Below are 23,736 nucleotides of genomic sequence, written 5' to 3' on the forward strand. Positions count from 1 at the left end.
CACAAATGCAGGACATTGACGCGGTCACACTGAATTTTTCAGCAACCAGCCTGACCATCCTTAATATGATCCTTGCGGTGGTGATGTTCTCCATCGCGTTGGAGCTGCGGCCCAGCGACTTTTCCAGACTGATGCGCGCGCCCAAGCCGGTGCTGACGGGGCTCTTTTCACAGTTCGTCGTGTTGCCTGCGTTGACCTTTTGCCTGGTCCTTGTGATACAACCGGCACCCTCCATTGCTCTGGGATTGATGCTTGTGGCGGCCTGTCCGGGCGGGACGATCTCAAATTTCATCACTCACCGCGCGCGCGGCAATGCCGCATTGTCGGTGTCGATGACCGCCTTTGCCACCGTGGCCGCCATTGTTCTGACACCCGCCAATGTGGCGTTCTGGGGCAGTCTTTATGCGCCCACACGTGAGATTTTGCGCGCCACGGCGATTGATCCGGTGTCTGTCGCGATCACCGTGGGGTTTATGCTGATCCTGCCGCTGATGATCGGCATCTTTCTCAACGTCTCCCGACCAAGGGTTGCTGAGCGGTTGCGCAGGCCGCTGCAATACCTGTCCATGGCAATTTTCATCGGCTTTATCGTTTTGGCGCTGGCGGCCAATTGGGCGTTGTTCCTGGAGTCAGAAGCCGTCGTGATTGGTCTGGTGCTGGTGCACAACGCGCTGGCACTGGGGGCTGGTTTCACGGTGGCATCGCTGGCGGGTCTGTCGTCTTTTGACCGCCGCGCCGTCACCATTGAAACAGGCATTCAGAATTCAGGGCTTGGCCTGATCCTGATCTTTGGCTTTTTTGACGGCTTAGGCGGAATGGCGGTGGTCGCCGCGATGTGGGGGATGTGGCACATCATCTCGGGCATCCTGCTGGCCTCGTTCATGGCCAGAAGAGCGCCACAGGGTGCCAACGCGTGATCTGCCAATCTTGCGCGAACGGGCAAGAGGGTGAGGGCGCAAAGTCAGGTGATGCTGCACTCCGCCTCAGGTGTTCTGAGCCGCTGGGCCAAAGCCTCGCCCATCTTCGCGGCAGTCTGCGTGAGCGGTGCCAACAGCTCGTCGCGCGCCTGTTCTGCTGACATCACCCGTTTGAGATAAAGAACGTTGAGCGTGGCGTAAAGCTGACCATCATGCATGATCGGCACGCCGAAAGTGGAGACGAGGCGGACATATTCCAGCTTGGAATAATCCTTTTCCATAATCGCAAATCCGTTTTCGCGGATCATCGCCAGCTTTTCATCAAGCTTTACAGGGTCTGATGCAATCTCATTCCAGGGAGCCGGATCATGCTGAAGCCGGGCAACGATGCGATTGCGTTCCTCAGCCGGGCAATGCGCCAGATAGGCCAACCCCAGGCTGGTCCCCAGCATGGGCGACCTAAACCCAGGTGAGCGGTTGAACGACAAGGGGCCCGCAACGCGCGATGTTTCGATGATCAGCATCGCATCGCCATCCGGGATCGCCATATCAGAGGGCCATCCCACTTGTTCATTCAGCGCGTTTAGAAAGGGCTGTGCGATGTCGCCAAAGGATTTGTGCCGGTCATAGGCGCTGCTGAGCATCAGCGTTTTGCCGGTGACGTCGTATTGTCGGGCATCGGGTTGATAGCTGACGTACCCCCCGGTCATCAACGTCTCAAGCATACGGATGATCGTGGCCTTATCGATCCCAGTTTGCTGGTGAATCTCTTTGACGCTGGCGGTGCCGTTCAACCGGTTAACGGAGCTGAGCACCTCAAGAACCCGAAGCGCGGCGGCGACGGGTTTGTAGGACATCTTTTTCTGGTGAGAGCGGTCTTCAAGATCCAGTTGGCTGGCAGTCACTCGGGTCTCCCTCTGTGGTATGCGTTATGGATGGCGCGGCGCGGGCCGGACAGGTGTGGCACCCACGAAGCAGACAGCGCCGGCTGAACTCTCAAGACTTGGTCAAACGTACAATTACTCATCACGAACTTGTGCTCCATCGGCCCCTAGCGGACCTTAAGGGATCTTTAATAACTTTCAAAGTATGGCATTTTTGTACCTTTTGAAGCATTTATTTCACAATGCGAAATTTCTCTAGATATGCAAAACAAAATATCTGTGCAAACGTCCAGAAAAAATTACGTATTTATCGTAATTTGAGCCGTCACTTAGTGTGCAGATGTTGGAGGCCCACATGTCAGTGAAAGTGCAGTGCATGCCCGGGCAAATTGATCGAATTGGTGAGGCACATCAGGTCGATACAGTTAAACAGCGATGGAAATTTGTATGAATGACCAGTTTTGTGGCGGATCAACAGAGCAGCAAGAAGGAGCCATGACCATGAAACGCTCATTTGAAGATCAGTATGATGCGCTTCTGGGCGGCGCGTCTGAACATCTGAAACAGCAAAAGAACCTACTGGTGCCTGGATCGGCAGCGGGGGCTGGCGTTGTTTATGCTTTGGGTGCGCTGCGGTCTTTAGGTCAACAGGTCACTCGCTTTGTCGGGGCCGGACCCGTCTTGTTGATCAGCGATGAGGTGTTGCGCGGCTTGGGCTGTGTTGCCTTCGCCAAGAGCATCCTGGAGGAGGCGGGCCATGAGGTGTTGGTCTTTACGGATGTCGATCCTGAACCGGATTTAAAAAACGCCGTCGCGGCAGAGGCGCTGGGCCGCGCACATGCGGTCACCGGTGTGGTTGGCATCGGCGGCGGCAGTGCCATGGATGTGGCCAAGGTTGTGGCGGTTGGTCTGGGCCTCGATTGCTCCAGCACGGACTATGTCACCGATCCCGCCTCGCGCGGGCGCGCCGCGCGCCTGCCGCTTTTCCTGGTGCCCACCACCGCAGGCACCGGGAGTGAGGTCAGCATCTTTGGCGTGATCTGTGAGGGCAAGGAAAAGCGGCTGATGGCTGACCCGCTGCTGGTGCCGGACATCGCCATTCTGGACCCGCTGTTGACGGTGTCGATGCCACAATCGGTAACCGCTGCCACCGGCATTGATGCGCTGACCCACGCCATAGAAGCGATGACGCATAAGAACGCGGGTCCGATGAACGATGCCCTGTCGCTCGGGGCGATTTCGCTGATCGGCAAGGCGTTGAAGCCTGCGGTGCAGGATCCAAAAAACCTTGAGGCGCGCTATGATATGCTGGTGGCCTCGGCCCTCGCGATGATGAGCTTTAACCTCACCGGGGCGCTTTGGGCGCATAGCGTATCTTACATTATCGGAATGGAAAAACCCACGCCGCATGGGGTGGGATGCGGCTTGGGGCTGCCCTACTTGCTTGAGTTCAATGAACCCGCTTGCGCGGACAAACATGCGCGCATTACCCAAGCGCTGGGGCTGCCGTCCCGGTCACGGGCGGCGCCGACATCCAAGCTGGCGTCGTCGGTGTTAAGCTTGATGGATGATGTGGGCCTGCCCACAACTCTGGCGGACTGGGGGATTGAAAAGGCCCGGTTGAATGATCTGGCCGATCAGACGCTGGCGATGTACCCGCGTGAAGGCAATCCGCGCGCCATGCTGAAATCCGACAGCCGCGCCTATTGGCAGAGCATGTACGCCGGGTTTTAGGGCGCAAAGCCGTGTCGCTCTTGCACGGGGCGTAACATCCTAAAACCAGACGCGGGCTGGCAAAGGCCTGCGGGGCTTCTCATTCCGCCGTGCCTTTCATAGGCTGCACCGAACCTGAAAAAGGAGAGGCCTGTGATTGATCCTGCGCGGTTTTTGTCCGATCTGCACACCCTGCGCGGCTTTGGGGCCCAGGGGCAGGGTGTTGTGCGCCCGGCCTATTCAGAACCGGACCTGCAGGCGCGGGATTGGCTGGCGCAGCGCATGTCCGAGGCCGGGCTGCGCCCGCAGTTCGATGCAATGGGCAATCTTTTCGGCCTGGCGGAAGGGCCATCGCTGCTTTTGGGCTCACACTCTGACAGCCAGCCCACGGGCGGCTGGCTGGACGGTGCGCTTGGCGTCATCGCCGGGCTTGAGGTGGCACGCGCAGCACAAGAAAGCGGCGGCCCGGCCATCTCTGTCGTGTCCTTTCAAGATGAAGAGGGGCGGTTCGGCGTCACCACAGGCTCTGCGGTTTGGGCAGGGCAGGTGCCATTGTCCCAAGCGGATGGATTTGTGGATCATGCGGGCGTTTCCCTGGCAGAGGCCCGCGCCCGGTTAGCCCCCCGCGCGGTGACTGAGGTGCCTGCCGACGCGTTCACCGGTTTCATTGAGCTGCATATTGAACAAGGCCCCGCCCTGGATGCAGCAGGCGAGCAGATTGGCGTGGTCACCGATATTGTGGGGATACGCGACCGGGTGATAACGCTTCGCGGTCAACAGAACCACGCAGGCACAACGCCGATGGCGCTGCGGCGGGACGCGTTTCAGGGGCTTGCCGCCTTTAGCACCAGGCTGAACACGCGGCTGCGCAACATCGTCACGCCGCAGTCGGTTTGGACAATTGGCCATGTCGATGTCACGCCAAACGCTTCATCAATCGTGCCGGGGCAGGTGCGGTTCTCCATGCAGTGGCGCGATGCTGAAACGGATCGTCTGGCGCGCATGCAAGAGGTGATTGAGGCGACATTGCACGAGGTCGCGGATGAGATGGGCTTGGAGGTGGCGATGGGCCCGCTGCTGGGGCTGGAGCCCGTTGCGATGGACCCCGCCTTGCGCCGCAGGTTGGAGGCGGGGGCCGAGGCAGTGGCACCGGGCAAGTGGCGGCGGATGCCGTCGGGGGCCTTGCATGACGCCACCAACGTGGCCCGGCATCTGCCTGTCGCGATGCTGTTCGTGCCCTCAATTGACGGGATCAGCCACGCTTTTGAAGAAGACACGGAGGAGGCGGATTTGGTGGCCGGGTTGAAAGTGTTGGCCCACGCGGCTGGTGTGGCGTTCTAGCCCTCTGCCAGGAAGGCGCACGCCAACCTTCTTTCGCAATGCACGCTTATCGGCGCATGTTGGTTGGACGCGTGATGCGTCGTTGCAGCGCACGTTCGCGGAAAAAGACGAAAAGCCCCGAGCTGATGATCAGCAAGATCCCCACAAAGATCGCCGTATCGGGCCATTCACCGAACATGATGAACCCCCAAAACACGGCCAACGGCAGCCCGACATATTCAAACGGGGCCACAGTGGCAGCATCAGACAGCCGGTAGGCTTGGCTGAGGCAATAGCCGACGGTCGCGCTGATCATCCCAAGCCCGAACATAAAGGGCCAATCGGCATCCGCGGGCCATGTCCAGGCCCGCAACAGAAACGTCATTGCAGGGTTTTCAAACCGCTCGGCAAAACGTCCGTCGCCGACGCTGACATAAAAGATCATTGAGACGACGATAAAGGTGACCTGGATATAGACCGCAAGGGCTGAGGCCTTGGAGGTGACACCCAGCCTGCGGGTCATGACCTGGTTGATGGCGTAGGTCAGGGCCGACAGCACCGGGAGCAGCAACACCAGGCGGTTCACATCACCGCCGCCCATCGTCTGCCAGGGGCGCTGCATGATCAGCACGCCCAAGAAACCCAACAGCACGGCGCTGATCCGCAAAAAGCCGACACGTTCGCCCAGAACCGGGATCGACAGTAGGGTGATAAACAGGGGGGCTGCAAAAAGAGCGCCGTTGTCTCTGCCAGCGGCAAAACCGCGATGGCGGCAAAGAAGGTCATGTTTGACACAACAATCATCAGGGCCCGCACCGTATGCATCACGGGGCGTTTGGTTTTCAGGATGGACCAACCGCCCTCCCATTGCACGATCACCAATGAGAAAACGAGCCCGATGGCCGAGCGGGTGAAAACAAGCTGGTGCAAGGGGTATGCGCCCGAAAAGCCTTTGATCAGCATATCGTTAAGCGAGATGGCGAACATGCCAGCCAGGATAAACCAGATGCCAGCAAGGGAGGTGTTGGGCTGTGTGCTCATGCCTTTGCGCTAACAGAAGCGGCGGGGCCTTGCCTGCACAAAACCGCCATGGCGCTTCGGTTTTGTGCTTTGAGGGAAGGGTGACGGCGGCAAACGGATGGCGTGTGTGCGAGGGGCGGCAAGACCACTGATGCTAAGCGCCTGTGACGCAAAGCCCAATACCTTGGCCGGAGCCCACGGGGGCATCTTCGGAACACACAGGCCCGGCGGATCAGCGGCAGGGCCTGTCTAAAGCCCTGCGGCCACGCCTTTGACGGCCTCCAGCAAGGCCTTGGCGATGGGTGTGTTCGTCTGGCCGTGGCGGGTGATCAGCCCAACCGGCCGTGACACCTCAGGGCTTTGCAAGACACGCCACCGCAGCCCAAGCGGCGCGGGATCGGTCATCGCCAATTTGGGGACCGGGGCCAGCCCCAGACCGCGCGCGACCAAGGCCAGCGCAGTGGTGGTGCGGCCCACTTCAACATCCCAACGCAAGGGGCGCTGTTCGCGGGCCAAGGCTTCATCCATCATCAGCCGGTTCCCTGTGCCCCGTGCGGGCAGGATCAATGGCACCTCGGTTAAGGCAGACCAGGGCACCGCCGCCCGCGTGGCAAGTGGATGATCAGGTGGCATCGCCAGGCCGATGGCATCGTCAAAGAGCGGCGTGAATTCCGTCAAAGGCTCTAGCATCGGCACCGAACCAATGCCCCAATCCGCCTCCCCACTGGCCACCGCTTCGGCCACGCCATTGGCGGACATATCCAACAGCTGCAATCGTGGGTTTTGCCCGGCTGATCTAAGCTGGCGCAGTGCGGGGGCCAGTAGCGCGGTGATCACGGTTGGGATGGCCGCCACCGTGACGTTCTGGGTGCGTTGATAGGCATGGGCTGCACTTTCATCGCGCAGGGCCAGCACGGTGTCCTCTGTGTCCTCCAAAATGCTCTCAGCCCGCTGCTGTAGCCGTTTTGCAGCCAGCGTCGGGCGCACCTCACGTGTGGTACGGTCAAAAAGCCGGGTGCCTAGCGCCTCTTCCAGTTTTTGTATTCTGCGCGTGACAGAGGTTTGGGACAGGGCCAGCTGTTCAGCAGCGCGGTGGAATGACCGCGCTTTATGGACGGCCAGAAAGACCTCCAGATCGCCGAAATCGAAATTAATGCGCATTACGGAATAATCTTACTGAAAGGTGCATTAGTCAAATCAAACCTCACGCCCTATACCCCAATCAGCAAAAGGAGGATTGATGCCACAAGAGCCAGACATCGTTGTGATCGGGGGCGGCAACGCGGCTCTTTGCGCGGCCATGACTGCGGCGGAGGCGGGCGCGCAGGTGCTGATCCTGGAGGCCGCACCCAAAGCCTATCGCGGCGGCAACTCTCGCCACACCCGCAACTTTCGCTGTATGCACCACGGACCACTTGGCCCGCTGATCGACAGCTACACCGAAGACGAATACTTTGACGATCTGATCAAGGTGACGGGTGGCAAAACCGACGAAGCCCTCGCGCGGCTGGCGATCCGGTCTTCTGAGGCCTGCCTGCCTTGGATGGAAGCCCACGGTGTGCGGTTTCAACCCTCCCTTTCCGGCACCTTGTCCCTGGCCCGCACCAACGCCTTTTTCCTCGGCGGGGGCAAAGGCCTGATGAACGCCTATTACCGGACGGCTGAGGCGCTGGGCGTTCAGGTGCGCTATGACGCACCGGTCACGCACCTGGAACTGGATGAGGGGGAGATTACGCGGATCGACTATTCCCAAGGGGAGGCAACGCACAGCGTTTCACCCAAGGCAGTGGTGATCGCCTCGGGCGGGTTTCAGGCTGATACCGATTGGCTGGCGCGGGCCTGGGGGCCTGCGGCCAAGAACTTTCTCATCCGTGGCACGCCCTACAACCGCGGCGCGGTGTTGGCGGATCTGTTGGATCAGGGGGTGGAGCAGGTCGGAGACCCCACCCAATGCCACGCGGTTGCCATCGACGGGCGCGCGCCAAAATTTGACGGCGGGATCGTGACGCGGTTGGACTGCGTGCCGTTTTCCATTGTCGTCAACAAAGAGGGCGCACGCTTTTATGACGAAGGCGAAGATGTCTGGCCCAAAAGATATGCGATCTGGGGCAGGTTGGTTGCGGGGCAGCCTGATCAGGTGGGCTATGTCGTGATTGACGCAAAGGCCTTGAACCTGTTCATGCCCTCTGTCTTTCCGCCGATTGAGGCCCCAAGCATTGAAGCCCTGGCTGAGAAGATGGGCCTGCCGCCTGCTGCGCTGCGCGCTACGGTAGATCAGTTCAACGCAGCTTGCGGCGATCAATCCGCCTTTCACCCCACTGAGTTGGACGGCGTGGCCACAACGGGGCTGACACCGCCCAAAAGCAATTGGGCCCGCCCGATTACAGAACCGCCGTTTTACGGCTATTCGCTGCGCACGGGCGTGACCTTTACCTACCTTGGTTTGAAGGTGGATGAACGCGCGCAATGCGCTGTGGGCAACCGACCAGTGCGCAACATGTGGGCCGCCGGGGAAACGATGGCGGGATCCATCTTGGGGCAGGGGTATTTGGCTGGCTTCGGCATGACCATCGGCACCGTTTTTGGCCGCATCGCGGGACAGGAGGCCGCCGCTTATGCAAATTGATGCCCTTCAAGAGGCCCGTCGCCAGGCCGAGATTTGCAATGCCTGTCGGTACTGCGAAGGCTATTGTTCAGTCTTTCCGGCGTTGCATGCCCACCGCGCATTTGCGGACGGCGACCTGACGCAGCTGGCCAACCTGTGCCACAACTGCCGGGGATGTTATTATGCCTGCCAATACACAGCGCCGCATGAATTTGACCTGAACCTGCCGCGCGCGCTGGCTGAGGTGCGCCAGGACAGTTGGCAGGCTCTGGCCTGGCCCCGTGGCTTTGCGCCGCTTTTTGATCGGGCCGGGGTGGCTATTGGCGTGGCCTTGGTGCTGGGCTTTGCCCTGATCTTTGCGCTGTCCCAAGCGCTGCGCCCTGCTGAGGGGGCGGGCTTTTACGCCTATATGCCCCACACGCTGATGGTGGCTATTTTCGCACCTGCCTTTGTGCTGCCCCTGGTCACGCTTGCGGTGTCGCTGCGGCGCTATTGGGCGCAGGTGGGTGGCGGTACGCTCAGGCTTGCCGATATCTGGTCCGCCTGTCAGGCCGCAGGGCGCATGAAGAACCTTGAGGGGGGCATGGCGACGGGTGTAATTTTGAGGACGAAGACCGCTTTAGCCAGGCCCGCCGTCACTTTCACCAAGCCACGCTTTACGGCTTTTTGCTGTGCTTTGCTGCCACATCCAGCGGCACTGTGCTGCACTACGGCTTTGGCCTGACGGCGCCCTATGGGATTTTCAGCCTGCCCAAGCTTCTTGGGGTGCCGGGGGGGCTGTTGCTGTGTCTGGGCACAGGCGGTTTGGCCTGGCTCAAGACCAAGGCTGATCCCCAGCTGGGTGCCCCAAATGCCTGGGGCGGAGAGATGGCGTTTGTCTTGTTGCTGTTTGCGGTCAGTGCCACGGGGCTGCTGCTTTATGCGGTGACGGGCACGGCGCTGGTGGGCTGGGCTTTGCCGCTGCATCTTGGCTGTGTGCTGGCGTTCTTTCTGCTCACGCCCTATTCGAAAATGGCCCATGGGTTTTACCGTATGGCCGCCCTGACCCGAGATGCGGCGCGCCGCCGTGAGGGGGCGTGAGCGGCGATTGCATGAGGCACCTGCGGGTCTGCGGCACCAAGTCATGTAAAAAGGGCAACGTCCTGTGACGCTGCCCTTTTCCTGCAAAGCCTAAAGCTCGGATCAAACGGCGATCACACCGCCGTCTTTCTTTGTGACAACCACCACCGACGGCCGGGGCGGCATCTGCGGATCAAAGTCCGGCCAGCGGGTTGCCGGATCTTCAAAAGTTGAATCGCGTTCAAAGCCCTTAAGGTCTTTGGTCCCGTCTGTGCCGGGATGTTGGACGGCCAAAAACAGCGCCTTGGATTGGTCCGCGAAATAGGGGCCACACAGCTCTCCCCCCACTGGGCAGCGGAAAAAGAGCTTGGAATGCCCGCGCAGATCCCCTTCGGTCTCCAGCCCGTAAAGCCCGTCAGACTTGCCCGTCCGGCCCCAACCGCGGCCCTGATCGGTGGAAATCCACAAACGGCCTGCATTGTCGAACGCGCAGTTGTCTGGGGCGGCGAACCAGCCGTTCTCAGAGGTTTCAGGGTTCCACATCGCGCCCACCTCTTCGATCTTAGGATCACCACACAGCACCAGGATGGACCAGGTGCCAAAGGCTGAGGCGTGGTTGCCGCCATCTTCCTTGATCTCAATGATATGGCCAAACCGGCTTTTGGCACGTGGATTGGCGGCATCTACCTGCTCTGGTTTGCGGCGGCTGTTGTTGGTCAGCATCACATAGGCGGTGCCATTCGGCCCGGGCTGTGCATCTTCGGGCCGGTCCATCGGCGTGGCCCCCAAAGCGTCAGCGGCCAGCCGGGTGTCGATGGAGATGTCAGCCTGGCTGTCGAAGCCGTTCTCAGCGGTCAGCGGCCCTTCGCCGTGTACCAGCGGCAACCAGTGCACGGTGCCGTTGGGATCAAACCGCGCCACATAAAGTGTGCCTTCGGACAAAAGTGTGGAGCCGAAATGGCTGTTGTCATCGCTCACCGGGTCGGCAGAGACCCATTTGTATTGATAATCAAACCGGTTGTCGTCACCCGAATAGATCACCAGCCGCCCATCGCTGGCGATGGTGGTCTCCGCCCCTTCATGGCGGAAGCGGCCCAGAGCGGTGTGCTTGATCGGCGTGGCGTCGGGGTTCATTGGGTCCACTTCGACGATATAGCCAAAGCGGTTCGGCTCATTGGGTTCTTTGTCGATGTTGAACCGATCATGGTACTGACCCCAGGCGTACCAGCGTCCCGGCACACCGTAGCGTTTCATGCTTGCAGCCTCAGCTTGCGCAGAGATGTCGGGCTTGTCATCGGCATCGACAACATCGCTCCAGAAATAGCCGTGGAAGTTTTCTTCAGCCATCAGATAGGTGCCCCAAGGGGTCATACCGCCCGCACAATTGTTCAGCGTGCCCAGCACCGTCATGCCCGCAGGATCAGCGGATGTGCGCAGGCGCGGGTGCCCGGCGGCAGGGCCATCAAATGTCATGGGTGTGTTGGCCGTGATGCGCCGGTTCGCTGGGTTGTCGCGGTTCAACGCCCATTTGCCATCGCCACCTTTGCGGATTTCAAAGACCGACCCGCCATGCGCTGCCATCTCAATGTCGACCAGTGCGCGCGTCATGCCTTTGAAGCCGTCGCGGTCCTGGCGGCCCAGACCGGGGAACATCACCTCCTCGTTGGTGTATTCGTGGTTGACGCAGAGCATCCCGCGACCGGGCTCAATCTCGGCAAAGCCGACGTAATCGTTGTTGTAGCCAAACTGCTGGGCCTGCGCCTCGGCTGTTTGGTTCATCACATCAAAATCGGGGGCGGAGGCGGTAATCGGATCGCCCCAGCGCACCAGGATATCGGCGCTATAGCCTTCGGCGATGTGGTGGGTTTCATCATTGCCCCAAGCCAATTCATCAAACACATAGCGGCTGTCTGCCGCGGCGGCGCGAGCCTGACGGGGGGCTGTGAGCGCGGTGGCACCAAAGAGCGACGCGGTGGCCGCAACGCCCAGTGAACCGCGTAGAAAATCCCGGCGGCCATAGCGGCTTTGGATAACATCGCCGATGGTTCTTTGCAGATTGGGGTTGGTGGGGATGTCGTCGAAAGCCTCAAAGGCTTCTGCTTTGTTTCCGTACTCATCACTTTGGATGATGGTTTTGCGGGTCATGCGCGGCTCCCTGGCATGTGATTGCGTGGTGGTGTCTGATCAAAGGCAGACGCGGCCTGACTAGCCGTGGTTCTTTGCGGTTTTATGAAAGCTGACACATTCGCTGGCCGGGTGCCACCACCGGCTTTGACATGGCCCTGGCAAGCCCGGGCCATGGGGGTGCGGTCCGCATAAAGGGGCGCGGTATCGTGGGCCAAAACATGACGTTTTCGACACGTCAGCACACGTTTAAGGTGATTCTTGTAAATGAAGGTGCTCAGATTGGCATGTTCACTGCCCCAGCGGCATTCAGCAGCTTTTCAGGTCAAAATCAGCTGTATTTCGCAAAAACGCTTATTTTTTAGCGGTATGGGCGTGACGTAACGCACAAACGCCCTTGATTTGTCGCCCGAAACGGGGTCGACTTAACGTTACGGAGGAACATCTCATAAAAACGTGAAGTTGTGGATCAAATCACGCCGCAGTCAGCTGCGCGGCAGGTGTTTTGTCTGATAAAACTGAGTTCGGGGACCGTGCATGTCGAGTTGTGATTACGTAGTGGCGATTGGGGCAAGCGCGGGGGGGCTTGATCCCTGTGAGCGGTTCTTTCATGAGGCACCGACCGGAAAGGGCTTTGCCTATGTTGTGATCCAGCACCTTTCGCCTGACTTTCGCAGCCTCATGGACGAACTGCTGGCCCGGCATTCCTCCATGCCCATTCACCGCGTTGAGAACGGGATGGAGATTGAGCCCGATACGATCTACCTCAACCGGCCGCGCCAGATCCTGACGGTTGAGAACGGGAAATTCGTAGTTTCACCGGATGAGGGCGATGACATTTTGCGGCTGCCGATTGACTCATTCTTTGAATCGATCGCCGCAGACCTGGGCGAAAAGGCCATTGCGGTCATTCTGTCTGGATCGGGCAGCGACGGCGCCAAAGGCGCGCGCGAGATTAAGATGCGGGGCGGGCGCGTCTTTGTACAAAGCCCGGAATCGGCGAAGTTTGAAAGCATGCCGATGTCGGTGGTGAACAGCAAAATCGCTGACGGCATCGCGGGCCCGGATGAATTGCCATCGCTGATATCGGAACATGTCACCGGGACAAAGACAGATGCGTCCAAAAAACCCCGCGCAATGACCGGCGACACCTATCATGACATTCTGGAGCTGTTGCAGGAACGGTTCGGCACCAACTTTGAATTCTATAAACCTGAGACCACCAAACGTCGGCTGGAACGCCGGTTGGAATTGGCAGGTTTTCAAACGCTGGAACAATATTACGAGGCCTTGCTGGAGGATGAGCAAGAGCTTGAGACGATTTATGCGGACCTCTTGATTGAGGTCACGTCGTTCTTCCGAGACCACGAAGCATTCACCAAAATCGAAAACACCGCGATCCCACAGATCTGTGCCGCGATGACGCGGGATCATCAGATCCGGATGTGGGTGCCGGGATGTGCCAGCGGCGAAGAAGCCTATAGCCTGGCGATGCTGGTGGCCGAATATGCGCGGGAAAATAACCTGCACTTCAACCTGAAAATTCTAGCCACAGATGTGCATCAACGTTCGCTTAGCGCGGCTTCTGCCGGGATTTATAGCGCGGATGCTTTGGCGAAGGTACCCAAAGAACGGGTTGAGCGGTATTTTGAGCAGACAGGTGAGTATTACCAGGTGCGTCCGGCGCTGCGCCGGTCCGTTGTGTTCAGCCCGCATGATTTACTGACTGATCCGCCCTTTACCCGGATGGATTTGGTCAGCTGTCGGAACGTTCTGATCTATCTGACCGAAAGCGCACAGCGCAAAGTTCTGACGATGTTCCACTTTTCCTTGCGCAAGCATGGTGTGCTGTTTCTGGGGCCCAGCGAAACGACTGGACGGCTGTCGCAGGAATTCACCACTGTTTCCCAGCGCTGGCGCATTTTTGAGAAGAAGCGCAACGTGCGGATCTTTGAACCCTCTCGGGCGCTGGCATCGCCTCGGGCCATGCAAAGTGCGACGAACCAGTTTTTGGCAGGGGCAAAGAAGGAAAAGCTCTCTGCCGTCCCAACGGCAAATGAAGCGGTGATCGCAGAGGCGCTGCAAAGCCTGTTGAAGATCTACGCCCCGGCGGGTTTTCTGGTCAGCCAGAACGCCAGATTGGTGCATGTCTTTGGGGATGGGCGCAAGTTTCTGACAGTCAGCGAAGGATCGTTCAGCGACCGGCTGACGGATCTGTTGCCCGCACCCCTGTCTGAGCATGCCTCAGCCATGCTGGAACGCTTTCGCCACGGCATCGTTGTTGAAAACGCGCGTGCTGTTGATGTTGATCTGGACGGTGAAACCCGCCACCTGAAGCTGTCGCTGCAAAGCCTGTCTGACGAAGAAAAGAAAACCACCGGGTTTGCGATATTCACGATTGAAGAAGATGACGCGCTGACCTTCCCGGTGCCTGAGGGCAAGTTGGGGCACGTCGCGGATGATGAGCTGATCTCATCCTACGCGCGCCGGGTGAGTGAGCTGGAACATGCGCTGCAAACCAATGAAGAGACGTTGCAGTCCACGATTGAGGAAATGGAAACCTCAAACGAAGAACTGCAGGCCACGAACGAAGAACTGATGTCGGCCAACGAAGAGCTGCAGTCCACAAACGAGGAACTGCACTCTGTCAACGAAGAGCTTTATACCGTGAGCGCGGAACACCAGCGCAAGATCGAAGAGCTGACTGAGCTGACGTCCGACATGGACCACCTGCTTAAGAGCACCAACATCGGCACGCTGTTCCTGGATGAAAACCTCAACGTGCGGCGCTTTACGCCCGCGGCCTCTCGGACGTTCAATTTGATTGCGCAGGACATTGGCCGCCCCTTCCATCACATCACCGCACGTTTTGCAGATGTGAACGTTGTTGAGTTGGCGACCAAGGTGCGCGACAGCAAAGAACCCCAGGACCGCGAGATTATTGCCGATGGCCGCGCCTATTTGATGCGCGTGCTGCCTTATGTTGCAGATGCTGAGTTTGAGACGGGCGTCGTCTTTACCACCATTGACGTGGAAGAGTTGAAGATCGCGCAGCGTCAGATCACCGAGATGACGCAGTTCCACAGCGATGTTCTGCGCGACATTGGCCAGATTGTCTGCCGGTGGACGCAATCTAGCAAAGATCTGGTGTTCTTTAACACCACATTTGCGGAACGCTTTGGGATTGACGAAAAGACAGCATCTGAAGCGAAGATCACAGATTACTTTGATGACCCGTCATGGGCGGCAGTTGAGGCAAAGCTGCATGATGTGCAGCCAGGGGCCTATGTGCCGGTGCGTTTTCAACAAACCACAGCCTTTGGCGGGATACGTGAATTTCGCGGGCTGGTGCGCGCCATCCAAAGCACAGCGGCGGATGAAGCCTATTTCCAGTTCACCGGCGATGATGCCACCGCTGACATCAAGTATATCGACACGCTTGAGGAAGTGCTGAACGTCGATTTCATTGCAACAGAAGCAGATTTGCAGCTGGACAGAAGCCCAGAAGAGCAACGCATCAGCATCTTGATCGACAATGCCAAAGCGTACCTTGGGGCCGACATCGCATTGATGAAGTTGGTGCGCGAGGGAGAGAGTTCTGAGCCGCTGACCCTGGGCACCCCGGATCAGTTTGAGGGCCTGCCAAATGGCGCTTACGGCAAGCTTGATCAGTTGCTGTCTGAGGCGGCGGCGGTCGCCGACAGCTCTGAGGTGCAGTTGCGGGCAAGTGGCAGTAACAAAAACCACGCCCGACTGATGGCGGACATGAATGCGCATCGCGCGCTTCTGGCCCCTGTCGTTGCCAGGGACATGGCCATCGGCAGCGCCGTCTTTGTGGTGCGCGATACCCAAGACCCGATGCGCGGCTTCAGCCCGCTTGAGGTTTCCATGATGCGCATCATCCTCAAGCTGATCGGATTTATCTGGGACAGGCACCGCCGGCTGGAAGAGCTGCGCGCCACGTCCGAACAGCTGCAGTTGATCTTCAACAATGTCTCATCGCGGATTTGGTACAAGGATGAGAGCAACCGCATCCTGATGTTGAACCAGGCGGCCGCTCAATCCATGGGCATCACAATGGAGCGGGCCACCGGGGCAGACGCCGCTGAGCTGTTCCCCGAAGTGCCCAAGGCGCAGTTTGACGAAGACCTGAGGATTATCAAAAGCGGTAAGCCAAAGTTGGGTGAGCTGCAGAATTTCCATCGCGCAGACGGGGAACAGGATTGGGTGCGCGTGGACCGTATCCCTTATGTCGACCCCGAAACCGGCAAGCACAATTTGCTGGTGGTCGCGACCGACATCTCAGAACTGATGGAGCGGGAAGCTGAGTTGAAATCGCTCAACTCCCGGCTCGACACTGAAAAGGACCGCCACAAAGCGCTGTACCTGCGCACCCCAGCGATGATGTTCTCCACCACGCTAGACAGGCAGATCCACGATGTGAACATGCTCTTGGCCAGCAGGGGCGGCTACCAGCCTGATGAAATGCTGGAGCATTCCTTTGACACCTTCTTCCGGGCGGCGGAGCCCATGGAAGAAGATGAAATTGACGGGCTGATTGAGGATGAAAATACGCGGCCCTATTACTTCCGTTGCAAATCAGGCGAAGAGCTGGAAGTCGAGCTGGCCGGGATTGACGATCATGATGACAGTGTCGTGGGCGTGCGCAGGTTGTGGGTGGTGCATGATGTCAGTGACAGGAACGCCGCGCTGAAGTCTTTGAATGATCAGAACGAAGAGCTGGCCAAACTGAACGACGGTTTGGCACAATTCGCCTATGCCGCGTCACACGATTTGCAAGAACCGTTGAGGAAGATCAGCCAATACGGCGACCTTCTTTTGGAAGAACATCGCAAGTCGTTGGGCGAGGAGGGCCAGTTTTTTGTCGACGTCATGACCAGCTCTGCCCAACGGATGAGCGGGCTGATCAAAAGTCTGCTGGTGTTTTCCAGCGCGGCAAAGGGCGATCTGTCGCAAGAGCAGATCAACTTGAACGCGCTCTTTGACCTGGCGGTCGAAGAACACAAAGATCTGGTGGCCGAAAGCGGGGCCACTTTGATCATTGGAACTTTGCCAAAGGTTGATTGTGACGCGAACCTGATCCAGATTGTGGTATCGAACCTGATCTTGAATGCGTTGAAGTACCGTGCACCACGTCGAAAGTTGCAGATCAAAGTATCTGCCGAAATTGAAGAGAACGCCGCAAAGAAGGCGCATAAAATCACCATTGAAGACAATGGCAGAGGGTTTGACGCAGGCGATTCAGAGCGCATTTTTGAGCCCTTCGCCCGTCTGGTGCCCAAGTCCCAAGTTACAGGAAGCGGCATTGGATTGGCCATCTGCCGCACGATCTGCGAACGGCATGGGTGGCAGATTGAAGCCACAGGCAGTACTGGTAAAGGAGCCACGTTCCTTATTACCATTCCGGCAGGGCAAGAGCAGTGACTGACCCCAAAGCGTCCCGATACGTCCTGATCATTGATGATGATCAGGAAGATGCCTTTGCGCTCAAATGGGCCTTTAAACAGGCAATTGCCGGTGTTGAGGTTGTGCATTGCTCAGAAGGATCAGAGGCGCTGGCGTTCTTGGCGTCCAAGACACAGATGTCGGAGCTGCCGGATCTGGTTTTGGTCGACGTGGATATGACGGAGGTTGACGGGTTCAAAATCCTTGAGACGATCCGGGGACGCGAGGAAACAGCCCATCTGCCGCTGTTGTTTTTCTCCAATTCAGGTGCGGCAGATGAGGTGCAAAGGGCCTACCGCAGCGGCGCGAATGCCCATCTGGTCAAACCCGATTCCATGCATGATCTGCGTCAGATGATTGCAGCTATGGTGCAGTTCTGGCTGCGCCAGGCGTCATTGCCGGATGGCGACGACAGCTAACAGAGTGTTTGACGCTCTACCGCGCAGTTGAAATCCCGCGCACGGTGACGCTCAGTTTTCCAAATCAATTCAAGTGTGGGCCGCTGGCAGGGTCATCCTCAGGGCGAAAGTCCTATCGTCTGCGTTTAAAGCTTCCAAAGAGCCACCATGTGCCGCCGCGATCTGGCGAACCAGGAACAATCCCAATCCAGCACCGGGGCGTTTTTGGCCTGATCCAACGGCATAGGCTTCAAACAGGCTCGGATCCGCAGGAGTGTCGCTTGGGCTGGTGATCGTCAGGCCGGGCTGTGGCCCCTCGCTCACGCTCAGGGTGACGGGGCCTGCCTGCGCGTGTTCCTGGGAGTTAGCCACCAGCTCTTGCACCGCGATGCTGAGATGTGGGGCGATGCCAGCGACTGTGGCTTGGCCCTTAACCGTTGGCATGATACTGCCCCAGTTCTTTTGCGCCTTACGCAGCCCATCATCGACAACGGCGCGAAGCGAAACCGGGCTGACAGCCAACCCCCCGTATGCAGAACCTGCAACAGCCGATCAGCGTCTACCAACCGTGCGAGTGCGGCGGTTTTCGCGCTGATCCGGTCCATGTTGTCGCGCAGCTCTTGGCTGCCTGCCGCAAGCTCTTTGGACATTTCGGCGTAGATGTTGATGTGACGCAATAGCGCCCTTTTGTCGTGGACAAGTCTGGCAGATACCTCCGCGCTCAGCGGCTGAGGCAAGATCACAAAAGCCTCTGGGTCCTGCGTCACGACAACACGTTAGGCGGCAGACTGGAGCAAGCTGCGCCGCATTTTCCGCGCGACATCTTCTATGAGATGCGTCTTTTCAATGAAGGCGTCAGCCCCGTTTTTCAAACAAGTTGAACAGTGGACCAAAGAATCCATACCCGACAAAACGTTGATGGAAGGTGACTTTGCCCCTAGCCGCCGACGGATTTCCCGGATCGCCGTCAGCCCGCCCAGATGCCAAGATACGTTCTGCGTATCGGGCATGGACAAGTCCACAAAGATGGCGTCGAGATTTTGTGGATTGCTCTTAATATAGTTGACCAGTTCGTCTGAGGACGTCATCGGGTCGATTTCGAAACTGTCCCCCAGCGCAGCACATAGCGCTTCTAAGAATACCTCATCATCATCTACAATTGCTATTTTGCGGCGCTTCATCGGTCTCTCTCTGTCAGCGTACTTTACCTTTGAAACGGTTTTTCTGCTTTGTCAAAATGTATATCCGTGTGGATAGTTTTAAGGTAATTATTTCATCGGCTTATAAAAGGTCGAGTTTTGTAAAGATTTTTTCGATGGGCGGGTAGCAGGAAAAAATTTTCACTGAAGGCGCTCGGATTTGCGTGCCAAAATCTGGCTTTCAGTGCGCTGGGCGCAATCTGTGCGCGCGTCAAAATTGGTGTTTGGCAGCGTCGCGTTCCAGCAGCCGGTTTCACCCTGTGAAGTAAATAAGGGGCACTGGGAGATCACGAAACCGTGATGGCCATTTGACAATTGGCGATGAACCAAACCCGCTCCCTCTGCGTATCCCTTGGGTAATCACTTTGGGAGAGATAGATGAACATCGTAGAGATCGCCGCAGGCTCGGACGACTTTAACATTCTGGTGCGCGCACTCAGTACAGCGAATCTTGTGACAACTGTCCAAGAAGCTACAGACATCACCGTTTTCGCACCGACTGACGCTGCATTTGTGCAGTTGGCGCAGAATTTGGGCTATACCGGCGACCCTGCAGACGAAGATGCAGTCTTTGGCGCAATCGTGGATGCGCTGACCGCTTTGGGTAATGGCGATCCGCTGCCTTTGCTGAATGACATTTTGCTTTACCACGTCGCAGGCGGTGCCCGCACGCAGGATGAGATCAACGCAGAAAGCAGCATTGCCACCTTGCTGACCGATGCGGCGCTGACACCAAACAATGGGACGTTGCAGGACGGTGAGCCTGATCTGGCCGATCCTGCCATCGTGATCCCGGACATCACAGCGGACAACGGCATCATCCAGGCGATCGACAATGTGCTGTTGCCCATCGACGTGCCGGGCAACACCTCCATCACCGATATTGTCGCGCAAAGCGGTTCAGGTTTTGATGAAAACGCCAATGACTTTGACATGCTGCTTGCAGCGGTCACAGCAGCGGGTCTGGCCGAGACGCTGGATGCAATGGACGCAGACCTGACGGTCTTTGCCCCAAATGACGGTGCTTTTGTCGCGACGGCGAATGCGCTCGGTTATTCAGGGTCGGATGAGGAAGGTGCCTTTGGCTTTATCGTTGATGCGCTGAGCCTGCTGAGCAATGGGGGCGATCCGATCCCACTGCTGACGGCGATCTTGACATATCACGTCAGCGCCGGCGCCAAAGACAGCACCGCAGTGCTGGCCACCGACACCATTGACACGCTGCAAGGCGGCACCATTGGCCGCGACGGCACAACGCTGATTGACGCGGACCCCGAACTGCCGAACCCGAGCCTTGTGAACACGGACATCATGGCCTCAAACGGGATCGTGCATGTGCTGGACGGCGTTTTGATCCCAGTGGACATCTTGCCAACAGACGGCACCAATTCCGTGGACTTCCTGATCGCGCAGGATGTGGCTGTGGACGTGACACTGGGCGCAGACAATGACTTTGTCAGCGGCAGCCCGGGCGACGATAGCTTTAGCGGCGGGTCTGGCAATGACGTAATCGTGGGCCGGGATGGCACGGATACGGCGCGCTTTGAAAAGGCGTTCAGCAACTACGGCATCACCATTGACGGTGAAACTGTCACCGTGGCCAACGTAGGCACCGCCGAAGGCGGCACAGGCGTTGACACGCTCAACTCTATCGAGTTGCTCACCTTCTCTGATGGTGCCTCATTCGTGGCGGATGGTGCTATTGATCTGTCGGTTCTGCAGGGCGCTTCCGCGCTGACGGGTGCTGAGCTGGAAAGCCTGGTTGAGCTTTACGTGGCTTATTTTGACCGCGCGCCAGATGCGTTGGGTGTGCTGTTCTGGGGCAATGCCCTGGCGCAGGGGGCCAGCATGCGCGACATTGCTGAGCTGTTCTTTGACCAGCCCGAAACGCAGGCCAAAATGCCAAGCGCAATCCCTGATCTGGTCGATTCAGCCTATAACCATGTGTTGGAGCGGGATGCAGATGCCGCCGGTCGTGAGTTCTGGATCGAAGTGTTGGAAAACGGCAGCGTATCCCGTGCTGAATTCATGCTAGAGCTGATCGCAGGCGCGCGTGCCAATGATGCGGCAGCCGAAGACGTGCGCACGATTGAGGACAAGGCCGACATTGGCGTGTCTTACGCATTGATCAACGGTCTGACCAACGAAACCAATGCCGAGACGGTTATGGAGACCTATGTGCGCAGCGATGCGGCCGCCACCAAAGCGGCAGCTCAGGCGCAGATTGAGGCCTTTGCCGCAGCGGCAGAAGGTGCTGAGGCGACAATCCAGATTGTCGGTGCTATCGATGATCCCTTTGCTGTCGCCTGATCACAACGCAGCCTGACACACGCTTCGCCCCAAGCACACCGCTAGGGGCGCGGCGGACCCCTCCGGGCGGACGGCGCACAACAGTCGCCCCCATCCGGTCAGCCCTCGCCATCCCCCCGGCGAGGGCTTTTTACATGATGCGGTGCAACAGCGCCGTGGTGTTTTCTTGGGTCATCTCAACAGGGTTGCCCCCTGTGCTGGGATCCTTCAGCGCACCCTGGACGATGCGCGCCACGTCGGGATTTTCCACGCCCAAACCGCGCAGCGTTTTGGGGATGCCAAGGCTTTCGTTAAGCCTGTCCACATAGGCGCAAAAGCCGTCAAACCCGCCGTCGATCTCCAGATAGGCCGCAGCTTGCGCCATTTTGGTTTCAATTGCAGGTCTGTTGAACTGCAGCACCGCAGGCATGCACACAGCGTTCGTTGTGCCGTGATGCGTGTGATAGAGCGCCCCAATGGGATGGCTGAGCGCGTGGATTGCCCCCAGCCCCTTTTGAAAGGCTGTCGCCCCCATTGCCGCCGCTGACATCATATGCGCGCGCGCGGTCAGGTCCGTGCCATCGGTATAGGCGCGCGGCAGATACTCTTTGACCAGGCGCATCCCTTCCAACGCCATGCCTTGTGACATCGGGTGGTAATGCGGCGAAGAAAACGCCTCAACACAGTGCGCAAAGGCATCAAGCCCCGTGCCAGCCGTGATCGCGGGCGGCATGCCGACGGTCAGTTCGGGATCACAGATCACCTCAACGGGGAGGAATTTTGGGTGAAAAATGATCTTTTTCTCATCCGTTTCGGAGTTGGTGATGACAGAGGCGCGCCCCACCTCTGATCCGGTTCCAGCGGTGGTGGGCACAGCCACAATCGGGGCGATGGCATCGGGGTCGGCGCGTGTCCACCAATCGCCAATGTCCTCAAAATCCCACAGGGGGCGGGTTTGCCCCGCCCAGAATGCCACCAACTTACCCAGATCAAGACCTGATCCACCGCCAAAGGCCACGACCCCGTCATGCCCGCCCTCTTTGAAGGCGCGCACGCCTGCTTCGGCGTTCTTTTCATTTGGGTTTGGGTCAACTTCTGCAAACATCGCGCGGCCCAGGCCTGCGGCCTCTAACAGGTCAAGGGTGCGGGTGGTGATGTCCATCGTCGCCAGGCCCCGATCCGTGATCAGCAGCGGCTTTTTGATACCGGCTGCGGCGCAGGCCTGTGCGATTTCTTGAATGCGTCCGGCACCAAAACGGATCGACGTCGGATATGACCAATTGCCAGTGAGGGTCATCAATTGTGCCTTTTCTGTTTGTTTTGCTGTTGGCTTACGCGCGTTCAAAGCCGCGTGCCACCTCCCAATCGGTGACCACGCGGTCAAACTCTTCCTGTTCCCATTCCGCGCAGCGGGTGTAATGGGCGACAACCTCCGCGCCAAAGGCTTCTTGCAGCATGTCAGAGTTGCGCAACGTCTCAGTGGCCGCTCGCAAGGTTTGCGGAATGTCCTGCGCGCTTGCGTCTGCGTAGACATCGCCGTTTGTGGGCGGGGCCAGCGGCAATTGTGCCTCAATCCCTTTGATCCCTGCGGCCAACATCGCAGCCTGGGCGAGGTAAGGGTTCAGGTCGGCACCGCCGATCCGGCATTCCGCGCGGACCGCCTTGGTCCCTTCGCCGCAGAGCCGAAACCCAGCGGTGCGGTTATCCACGGACCAAACGGTTTTGGTGGGGGCAAAGGTGCCTTTGGCGAAGCGTTTGTAGCTGTTGATGTAGGGGGCCAGAAAAACGGTGTAATCCGGGGCGTAGCGGATCAATCCCGCCAGGTAATGCTGCATCACCTTGCTCATGCCCCATTTGGCGGATTTGTCAAAAAAAGCGGGCTGACCATCGCGCCAAAGCGATTGGTGCACATGCGACGCGCTGCCCACTTTGTCATGGTGCCACTTGGCCAGAAAGGACGCGGCATGGCCCTGTTGCCAGGCGATTTCCTTGATCGCATGTTTGGCAATCGTGTGGTGATCCGCACAGGCCAGGGCATCAGCGTAGCGGATGTTGAGCTCTTCCTGACCGGTTTCAGCTTCGCCTTTTGTGTTCTCCACCGGCAGCCCTGCGGCAAAGAGATGATTGCGGACGGGCCGCATCACATGCTCTTCTTTCGTGGTCTGTAGGATATGGTAGTCTTCATTCATGCCGCTGATCGGGGCCAGATCGCGAAAACCCTCTTTGCGGATGGCATCAAAGCCCTTTTCGAACAGAAAGAACTCCAGCTCCGTTGCCATCATGGCGTCATACCCCAGCGCCTTGAGCCGCGCGATTTGACGTTTGAGCATCGCGCGGGGATCGTGCGGGACGGGCGCATGACTGTGGTGATCCAGAACATCACACAGCACCATCGCGGTGCCCTCCAGCCATGGCATTACCCGGATGGTCGAAAGGTCAGGTGCCATGGTGTAATCGCCATAGCCCTTTTCCCAAGAGGTCGCGGCATAGCCATCAGGCGTCGCCATTTCCAGATCGGTGGCCAACAGGTAATTGCAGCAATGGGTTTCCTTGAACGACGCCTCAACAAAGTTGACCGCATGAAACCGTTTGCCCATCAGGCGGCCCTGCATATCCACAAAACAGGCCAGCACCGTGTCGATCGCGCCGTCTGCCACGCGCGCTTTCAGCTCTTCAAATCGTAACAGACCAGACATCGCGCAACTCCTGTGGCATGAGGGGTGGTGCCACCTTCACCGGAGT

18 protein-coding genes are annotated in these 23,736 nt (G+C 58.4%); 9 read left to right on the top strand and 9 right to left on the bottom strand.

Annotation, left to right across the window (positions count from 1 at the left end; genetic code table 11):
• Positions 1-5 precede the first annotated feature (5 nt).
• A complete protein-coding gene (locus tag ACZ1HM_RS05510) occupies positions 6-917 on the top strand; it encodes a bile acid:sodium symporter family protein (protein WP_472741869.1) in 912 nt (303 codons plus the stop codon).
• A gap of 44 nt (positions 918-961) precedes the next feature.
• On the opposite strand, the gene ACZ1HM_RS05515 is transcribed toward ACZ1HM_RS05510, so the two are convergent.
• Complete coding sequence (locus ACZ1HM_RS05515) at positions 962-1,822, bottom strand: IclR family transcriptional regulator domain-containing protein (protein WP_472741871.1); 861 nt, start codon at positions 1,820-1,822, stop codon at positions 962-964.
• 480 nt (positions 1,823-2,302) lie between these two features.
• Between ACZ1HM_RS05515 and ACZ1HM_RS05520 the strand changes: the two genes are divergently transcribed.
• Together ACZ1HM_RS05520 and ACZ1HM_RS05525 are read left to right on the top strand one after the other, a co-directional pair.
• Positions 2,303-3,535: an iron-containing alcohol dehydrogenase gene (locus ACZ1HM_RS05520; RefSeq protein WP_472741873.1), complete on the top strand. Its 1,233-nt coding sequence runs from the start codon at positions 2,303-2,305 to the stop codon at positions 3,533-3,535.
• Between the two features lie 132 nt (positions 3,536-3,667).
• On the top strand, positions 3,668-4,855 hold the full coding sequence (locus tag ACZ1HM_RS05525; protein ID WP_472741875.1) for a hydantoinase/carbamoylase family amidase: 1,188 nt from the start codon (positions 3,668-3,670) through the stop codon (positions 4,853-4,855).
• A gap of 46 nt (positions 4,856-4,901) precedes the next feature.
• On the opposite strand, the gene ACZ1HM_RS05530 is transcribed toward ACZ1HM_RS05525, so the two are convergent.
• From ACZ1HM_RS05530 to ACZ1HM_RS05540, 3 genes are all read right to left on the bottom strand, one after another.
• On the bottom strand, positions 4,902-5,486 hold the full coding sequence (locus ACZ1HM_RS05530; protein WP_472741877.1) for a DMT family transporter: 585 nt from the start codon (positions 5,484-5,486) through the stop codon (positions 4,902-4,904).
• Positions 5,459-5,875 (bottom strand): hypothetical protein, encoded by a 417-nt coding sequence (locus tag ACZ1HM_RS05535; RefSeq protein WP_472741879.1) that lies wholly within the window; start codon positions 5,873-5,875, stop codon positions 5,459-5,461. Before ACZ1HM_RS05535 ends, ACZ1HM_RS05530 begins: the two co-directional genes overlap by 28 nt.
• Positions 5,876-6,103: 228 nt before the next feature.
• Positions 6,104-7,015 carry a LysR family transcriptional regulator gene (locus ACZ1HM_RS05540; protein ID WP_472741881.1) on the bottom strand — a complete coding sequence of 304 codons (912 nt, stop codon included), beginning with the start codon at positions 7,013-7,015 and terminating at the stop codon, positions 6,104-6,106.
• 79 nt (positions 7,016-7,094) lie between these two features.
• Between ACZ1HM_RS05540 and tcuA the strand changes: the two genes are divergently transcribed.
• The 3 genes from tcuA to ACZ1HM_RS05555 are packed head-to-tail and all read left to right on the top strand — an operon-like array spanning position 7,095 to position 9,539.
• The gene (tcuA, locus tag ACZ1HM_RS05545; protein ID WP_472741883.1) at positions 7,095-8,480 is read left to right on the top strand and encodes an FAD-dependent tricarballylate dehydrogenase TcuA; all 1,386 of its coding nucleotides are present in this window, start codon (positions 7,095-7,097) and stop codon (positions 8,478-8,480) included.
• Complete coding sequence (locus tag ACZ1HM_RS05550; protein ID WP_472741884.1) at positions 8,470-9,183, top strand: hypothetical protein; 714 nt, start codon at positions 8,470-8,472, stop codon at positions 9,181-9,183. The genes tcuA and ACZ1HM_RS05550 overlap by 11 nt, the downstream gene beginning before the upstream one ends.
• Entirely contained in the window at positions 9,159-9,539 is a 381-nt protein-coding gene (locus tag ACZ1HM_RS05555; protein WP_472741885.1) for a hypothetical protein, read from the top strand. The genes ACZ1HM_RS05550 and ACZ1HM_RS05555 overlap by 25 nt, the downstream gene beginning before the upstream one ends.
• 102 nt (positions 9,540-9,641) lie before the next feature.
• Here the strand turns inward: ACZ1HM_RS05555 and ACZ1HM_RS05560 are convergent, their stop codons facing one another.
• Complete coding sequence (locus ACZ1HM_RS05560; RefSeq protein ID WP_472741886.1) at positions 9,642-11,663, bottom strand: PhoX family protein; 2,022 nt, start codon at positions 11,661-11,663, stop codon at positions 9,642-9,644.
• Positions 11,664-12,179: 516 nt separating this feature from the next.
• Between ACZ1HM_RS05560 and ACZ1HM_RS05565 the strand changes: the two genes are divergently transcribed.
• Both ACZ1HM_RS05565 and ACZ1HM_RS05570 read left to right on the top strand, forming a co-directional pair.
• The gene (locus ACZ1HM_RS05565; RefSeq protein ID WP_472741887.1) at positions 12,180-17,087 is read left to right on the top strand and encodes a CheR family methyltransferase; all 4,908 of its coding nucleotides are present in this window, start codon (positions 12,180-12,182) and stop codon (positions 17,085-17,087) included.
• Complete coding sequence (locus tag ACZ1HM_RS05570) at positions 17,084-17,527, top strand: response regulator (protein WP_472741888.1); 444 nt, start codon at positions 17,084-17,086, stop codon at positions 17,525-17,527. The genes ACZ1HM_RS05565 and ACZ1HM_RS05570 overlap by 4 nt, the downstream gene beginning before the upstream one ends.
• A 69-nt stretch (positions 17,528-17,596) precedes the next feature.
• On the opposite strand, the gene ACZ1HM_RS05575 is transcribed toward ACZ1HM_RS05570, so the two are convergent.
• Both ACZ1HM_RS05575 and ACZ1HM_RS05580 read right to left on the bottom strand, forming a co-directional pair.
• A complete protein-coding gene (locus tag ACZ1HM_RS05575) occupies positions 17,597-17,950 on the bottom strand; it encodes an ATP-binding protein (RefSeq protein WP_472741889.1) in 354 nt (117 codons plus the stop codon).
• Between the two features lie 332 nt (positions 17,951-18,282).
• Positions 18,283-18,687 (bottom strand): response regulator, encoded by a 405-nt coding sequence (locus tag ACZ1HM_RS05580; protein ID WP_472741890.1) that lies wholly within the window; start codon positions 18,685-18,687, stop codon positions 18,283-18,285.
• A gap of 396 nt (positions 18,688-19,083) precedes the next feature.
• Between ACZ1HM_RS05580 and ACZ1HM_RS05585 the strand changes: the two genes are divergently transcribed.
• The gene (locus ACZ1HM_RS05585) at positions 19,084-21,015 is read left to right on the top strand and encodes a fasciclin domain-containing protein (RefSeq protein WP_472741891.1); all 1,932 of its coding nucleotides are present in this window, start codon (positions 19,084-19,086) and stop codon (positions 21,013-21,015) included.
• 130 nt (positions 21,016-21,145) lie between these two features.
• Here the strand turns inward: ACZ1HM_RS05585 and ACZ1HM_RS05590 are convergent, their stop codons facing one another.
• On the bottom strand, positions 21,146-22,291 hold the full coding sequence (locus ACZ1HM_RS05590) for an iron-containing alcohol dehydrogenase (protein WP_472741892.1): 1,146 nt from the start codon (positions 22,289-22,291) through the stop codon (positions 21,146-21,148).
• A gap of 34 nt (positions 22,292-22,325) precedes the next feature.
• Positions 22,326-23,690 (bottom strand): glutamine synthetase family protein, encoded by a 1,365-nt coding sequence (locus ACZ1HM_RS05595; RefSeq protein WP_472741893.1) that lies wholly within the window; start codon positions 23,688-23,690, stop codon positions 22,326-22,328.
• Between the last annotated feature and the right edge of the window lie 46 nt (positions 23,691-23,736).

The sequence above is a fragment of the Sulfitobacter sp. GN1-4 genome (assembly GCF_055693825.1).